Source organism: Streptomyces sp. LS1784 (assembly GCF_020103755.1).
In the GTDB taxonomy this organism is placed as follows: Bacteria; Actinomycetota; Actinomycetes; order Streptomycetales; family Streptomycetaceae; genus Kitasatospora.
Genome location: NZ_JAHSQD010000550.1, coordinates 1 through 5,441, shown reverse-complemented (window position 1 = coordinate 5,441; position 5,441 = coordinate 1). Strand labels below are relative to the sequence as shown.

Annotated in this window: 5 protein-coding genes; 1 reads left to right on the top strand and 4 read right to left on the bottom strand. The window is 72.0% G+C overall.

Annotation, left to right across the window (positions count from 1 at the left end; genetic code table 11):
• Positions 1-128: 128 nt before the first annotated feature.
• Both KS423_RS37410 and rpsT read right to left on the bottom strand, forming a co-directional pair.
• On the bottom strand, positions 129-845 hold the full coding sequence (locus KS423_RS37410; RefSeq protein WP_224284198.1) for a hypothetical protein: 717 nt from the start codon (positions 843-845) through the stop codon (positions 129-131).
• A 418-nt stretch (positions 846-1,263) separates the two neighbouring features.
• A complete protein-coding gene (gene rpsT / locus KS423_RS37405) occupies positions 1,264-1,533 on the bottom strand; it encodes a 30S ribosomal protein S20 (RefSeq protein ID WP_224284197.1) in 270 nt (89 codons plus the stop codon).
• Positions 1,534-1,884: 351 nt separating this feature from the next.
• Here rpsT and lepA point away from each other — a divergent pair, with 351 nt between their 5' ends.
• Positions 1,885-3,753: a translation elongation factor 4 gene (gene lepA, locus KS423_RS37400; RefSeq protein ID WP_224284196.1), complete on the top strand. Its 1,869-nt coding sequence runs from the start codon at positions 1,885-1,887 to the stop codon at positions 3,751-3,753.
• A gap of 86 nt (positions 3,754-3,839) precedes the next feature.
• Here lepA and KS423_RS37395 read toward each other — a convergent pair whose 3' ends face one another.
• Both KS423_RS37395 and KS423_RS37390 read right to left on the bottom strand, forming a co-directional pair.
• Complete coding sequence (locus KS423_RS37395) at positions 3,840-4,919, bottom strand: NAD(P)/FAD-dependent oxidoreductase (RefSeq protein WP_224284195.1); 1,080 nt, start codon at positions 4,917-4,919, stop codon at positions 3,840-3,842.
• An 88-nt stretch (positions 4,920-5,007) separates the two neighbouring features.
• Positions 5,008-5,441, bottom strand: a 434-nt coding sequence (locus KS423_RS37390; RefSeq protein ID WP_224284194.1) for a nuclear transport factor 2 family protein, incomplete at its 5' end; no start/stop codon positions are given.

Here is a 5,441-nt window from a genome sequence, read left to right as displayed (position 1 = left end):
TCGCCGTCGCCCGGGCCGCCCGGGCCGGCTCCCGGCCCGCCTACTGACGGCCGCCTACTGACGGCGGCGCGGGCGGCCCGGCACGGTACGGGCGGCCCGTACCGGCACGGCGGGCAGCGGAGCCGGACCTACTTCTTCATGGCCCGGACGGCGTCCTGCCCGTCCGACTGGAGGGCGCTGCGCAGTTCCTCCTTGGACGGCGGCTTGCCCTTGCCCTCGGTGTAGCTGGCTGAGTAGTTGATGTAGTAGGTCATCCCGCCGTCGCGGATGTCCAGTTCGGCGTAGACGCTGTGGTACTTGTCCGAGCCGTCGTCCTTGTACAGGAAGTACGCCTCCTCGCCGAGCCCCGCGATGTCGGTGACCTGGTAGCCGCGGGCCCGGTAGAGCTCCTTGTTGGCCTGCAGCTCGGGCGCGGGGTTGACCGCCTTGTGCAGGTCGGCGCGCAGGTAGAGGTTGGCGTACTCGCTGTCGTTGTTGCCGCCGGTGCGCTTGAGTGACATCGAGCAGTTCATGCTGTCCAGCGCGGGATGCCGGTCGGTGTGGTGGGTCGGCGCGGAGGTGTCCGAGACGGAGTACGTCTGGAGGATCCTGGTGGGCTTCCCGGTGGTGCAGAAGTCGTCGGAGAGGTGGTAGCCGCGCAGGCCGCGGGGCGAGGACTCGCTGCTGACCATGCCGGGGACGGCCATCACGGCGGCGGTCCAGCCGACCGACACGATCACCGCGCCGACGAACGCCCAGACGGCGTTGCGTCGCAGGTTCCCGCTCCTCCCGGGCCGCGGCGCCGCTCCGGCCCCTGGCGCGGCGGCCATGCCGGGTGCCGGGGCCATGCCGGGTGCGGTGGGCATGCCGGGTGCGGTCGGCAGCCCGGGAGGCGGTCCGAAGCCGGCGGCGCCCGCGGGGCCCGGAGCGCCCGGTACGGGCTGCGCGCCCCGGCCCGGCTGCTGCGGGTAGCCGTACCCCGGTCCGTTCGGTGCCGGTGGCGGCGGTGGCGTGGTCATGGAAGTTCCCCCCTGGGCCTGGCGTCGGGTGCTCCCCGCACCTCGATCGGACCTGACCGACCATAGCGGCCGGGCCGCGGAACGCGACAGGCGCCGCAGTGGCCTCCGGGAAGGAGGCCGACTGCGGCGCCTGTCGCACTGCTTCGTTGCACCGCACCCGCGTGGCGAACGCAGGCCGCGTGCGGTGCGAGTCTTGCGTGCCTCGGGGGTCCGGGTAGAGGGCCGGGTCGTCCCGAAGCGGTGGGGGTCACAGCCCCCGGGGGCGTCAGGCCTGGGCGGCCGTGTTGACGCGCTTGGTGATGGCCGACTTCTTGTTGGCGGCCTGGTTGGCGTGGATGATGCCCTTGCTCACGGCCTTGTCCAGCGCCTTGGAGGCGGCGCGGGCCAGCTCGGTGGCCTTCTCGGTCTCGCCGGCGGCAGCGGCCTCACGGGCCTTGCGCAGAGCGGTCTTCAGCGAGGACTTGACGGCCTTGTTGCGCAGGCGCGCCTTCTCGTTGGTCTTGTTGCGCTTGATCTGGGACTTGATGTTCGCCACGAAGGAGCCTCAGTCTGTCTGAAAGGTCTGAACGGGGTCGCACCCGGTGGCCTTCGGTCCAGCTGAGAGGGCATGCCGAGGCCAGGTGCAGCAGCCCACGCTACCAGGGGCCCGCTGCCCGCCCCAAACCGGGCTCCCGCCGCGGACCCGGCCCCCGGGCCGCGCGGGGGCGGCGGACGGAGCCGGACGGAGCCGGACGGAACCGGACGGTGCCCGAACGGCAGCCTGCCCCGCGCTCGTGGGAAGATGGGAGGAACTATTTCGATCGGACGAGACTGTCCGGTCCCCGGGAAACCGGTCAGCGATGACCAGGACACCCCCGGCCCCGGACCAACGGAGAATCGGACCAAGGTGCCCGCGACCCCCAGCAATGTGCCAGAGCCCAGCCGTACCGACCCGGCGCTGATCCGCAACTTCTGCATCATCGCCCACATCGACCACGGCAAGTCGACGCTCGCAGACCGGATGCTGCAGATCACCGGCGTCGTCGACCCCCGGCAGATGCGTGCCCAGTACCTCGACCGCATGGACATCGAGCGTGAGCGCGGCATCACCATCAAGTCGCAGGCGGTCCGCCTCCCGTGGGCGCCGAAGACCGGGCCGAACGCCGGGACGACGCACATCCTCAACATGATCGACACCCCCGGCCACGTGGACTTCACGTACGAGGTGTCCCGCTCCCTCGCCGCGTGCGAGGGCACCATCCTGGTGGTCGACGCGGCCCAGGGCATCGAGGCGCAGACCCTCGCCAACCTGTACCTGGCGCTGGAGAACGACCTCACGATCATCCCGGTCCTCAACAAGATCGACCTGCCGGCCGCCCAGCCGGAGAAGTACGCGGCCGAGATCGCCCACATCATCGGCTGCGACCCGGGCGACGTGCTCAAGGTCAGCGCCAAGACCGGCCTGGGCGTCGAGGACCTGCTGGACCACATCGTCAACACCATCCCGGCCCCGGTCGGCGAAGCCGAGGCCCCGGCCCGCGCGATGATCTTCGACTCGGTGTACGACTCCTACCGCGGCGTAGTCACCTACGTCCGGGTCGTGGACGGGCAGCTCACCAAGCGTGAGCGGATCTCGATGATGTCCACCGGCGCCACGCACGAGCTGCTGGAGATCGGCGTCATCTCGCCCGAGCCGAAGGTCGCCGACGGCCTCGGCGTCGGCGAGGTGGGCTACATCATCACCGGTGTGAAGGACGTCCGGCAGTCCAAGGTCGGTGACACCATCACCTCGATGCACAAGGGCGCCACCGAGCCGCTCGGCGGCTACAAGGACCCGCGCCCGATGGTGTTCTCCGGTCTGTACCCGCTGGACGGCTCGGACTACCCGCTGCTGCGCGACGCCCTCGACAAGCTGCGGCTCAACGACGCCGCGCTCGTGTACGAGCCGGAGACCTCGGTCGCGCTCGGCTTCGGCTACCGCTGCGGCTTCCTCGGCCTGCTGCACCTGGAGATCATCCGGGAGCGCCTGGAGCGCGAGTTCAACCTCGACCTGATCTCCACCGCCCCCAACGTGATCTACCGGGTGGTCATGGAGGACGGCAGCGAGCACACCGTCACCAACCCGAGCGAGTTCCCCACCGGCAAGATCGCCGAGGTGTTCGAGCCGGTCGTGCGCGGCACCATCCTCGCGCCGAACGAGTTCGTCGGCGCGATCATGGAGCTCTGCCAGTCCCGCCGCGGCAGCCTCCAGGGCATGGACTACCTGTCCGAGGACCGGGTCGAGCTGCGCTACACCCTGCCGCTCGCGGAGATCGTCTTCGACTTCTTCGACCAGCTGAAGTCCAAGACCCGCGGCTACGCCTCGCTGGACTACGAGCCCATCGGCGAGCAGTCCGCCAACCTGGTCAAGGTCGACATCCTGCTGCACGGCGACGCGGTGGACGCCTTCTCCGCGATCGTCCACAAGGACAAGGCCTACGGCTACGGCGTGATGATGGCCGGCAAGCTCCAGAAGCTCATCCCCCGCCAGCAGTTCGAGGTGCCGATCCAGGCGGCCATCGGCTCCCGGGTGATCGCCCGTGAGACGGTCCGCGCGATCCGCAAGGACGTCCTCGCCAAGTGCTACGGCGGTGACATCTCCCGTAAGCGGAAGCTGCTGGAGAAGCAGAAGGAAGGCAAGAAGCGGATGAAGATGGTCGGCCGCGTGGAGGTCCCGCAGGAGGCCTTCATTGCCGCGCTGTCCACCGACGCCGAGGCGCCGAAGGAGAAGAAGTAGCGGCGGGGCGGTGACGCACGCCGGAAGGGCCCGGGCACCCGCCCGGGCCCTTCCGGCGTTTTTGGGTCCTCCCGGCCTTCCGGCGGCTACTTCAGGCTGTTGAGGACCACACCGACGATCGCCGCCTTGGCCAGCCGCCCCGCGGTGCCGGTGAACACGGTGGGCCGCATCGAGTCGTCCGGGCGGACCACCTGGAGCAGCCCGTCCCGCCGGCCGAGGCTCACGCACTGCACCGTGTACCGGAACGAGAACGGCTTCGCGGTGCGCCCTGCCAGCAGCTTGCCGAGGTACTGTCCCTGCGGCAGGGCGGTGGCGCAGCCCATCCGCAGGGTGCCGACGCCGGGGACGGTGACCGCGGCGGCGTCGCCGATCACGTGGACGTCCGGGTGGGAGACCGACCGCAGGTGGTCGTCCACCAGGGCCCGGCCGTGCTCGTCCACGGCCAGTCCGGCCTCGGCGGCCAGCGGGTGCGGCTCCAGCGAGGCGGCCCAGACGACGAGGCCGGCGTCGATCGGGCCGGCGGTGGTGCGCAGCCCGTCCGGGGTGACCTCGGTGACGGTGGCGTTCTCGTGGACGCCCACGCCGAGCCGGGCGAGGACGCGCCGGACGTGGGCCCGGCCCTTGGCCGAGTAGGCGCCGCCGACCGGGCCGGACGCGACGATCCGCACCTGCCAGGCCGGGTGGGCCTCGGCGAGTTCGGTGGCCAGCTCGATGCCGGTGGCGCCGCCGCCGACCACGGCCAGGGTGCCGGGCCGGTCGGCCGCGGCGATCCGGCGGTGCAGTTCGGCGGCGTGCTCCGCCGAGCAGGCGAGCTGTTCGGCGCCGGGGACGCCGTGCCAGGCGGTGCGGCTGCCGAGGGCGTAGACGAGGGTGTCGTACGCGAGGGTGGTGCCGTCGTCCAGCCGGACCTCGTGCGCGGCCGGGTCGAGTGCGACGGCCCGGGCCCGGCGGTGCGCGATCCGGCGGTCGCGGGTGAGTTCGGCGATGGTGGGCCAGTCACGGCCGCGGCCGGCGGCGGTCTCGTGCCGGCGGATGCGGTGCAGGATCCGGTCCTCGGGGGCGACCAGGGTGACGGCGTGGTGCCGTCCGGCGCCCTTGGCCGCGGTGAGCCCGGCGTACCCGGCGCCCAGTACGACGATCCGCTGCCCGGTGGTGGTGCTGCTCATCTCGTTCGCCTCCTTGCGAGGGCGCTCCGGTGGAGCGCTGTTCGGGAAGGGGACGACGCGGCCGGTGGGGGTGTGACCGTGACTCGCGTCACAGCTCCACGGCGGGGATGCGGCCGAGCTTCTCGGGGTTGACCACGACGTACGCCTCGGTGATCCGCCCGTCGGCCACGGCGAAGGCGAGGACGCCGCCGACGGTGCCGGTGGTCCGGTCGTACCAGACCAGTCCGGGTTCGCCGTTGACCACGGCGCGGCCGGTGGCCACCTCGGGGGTGAACCACTTGGCGACCAGGCCGGCCACCAACCGGGCCACCCGGTCGGCGCCGTGGATCGGGCGGACCGCGGCGCGGATGATGCCGCCGCCGTCGGAGTGCCAGACCACGTCGGGGTCGAGGATCTCCATCAGGGCGAGGATGTCGCCGCGGCTGCTGGCGGCGGCGAAGGCTTCGACGGCCTGGCGGTGCTCGGCCGGGCCGGCCCCGCCGGTGCGCCGGGTGCCCTCGTGGGCCGGGCGGCCGTCCGGGC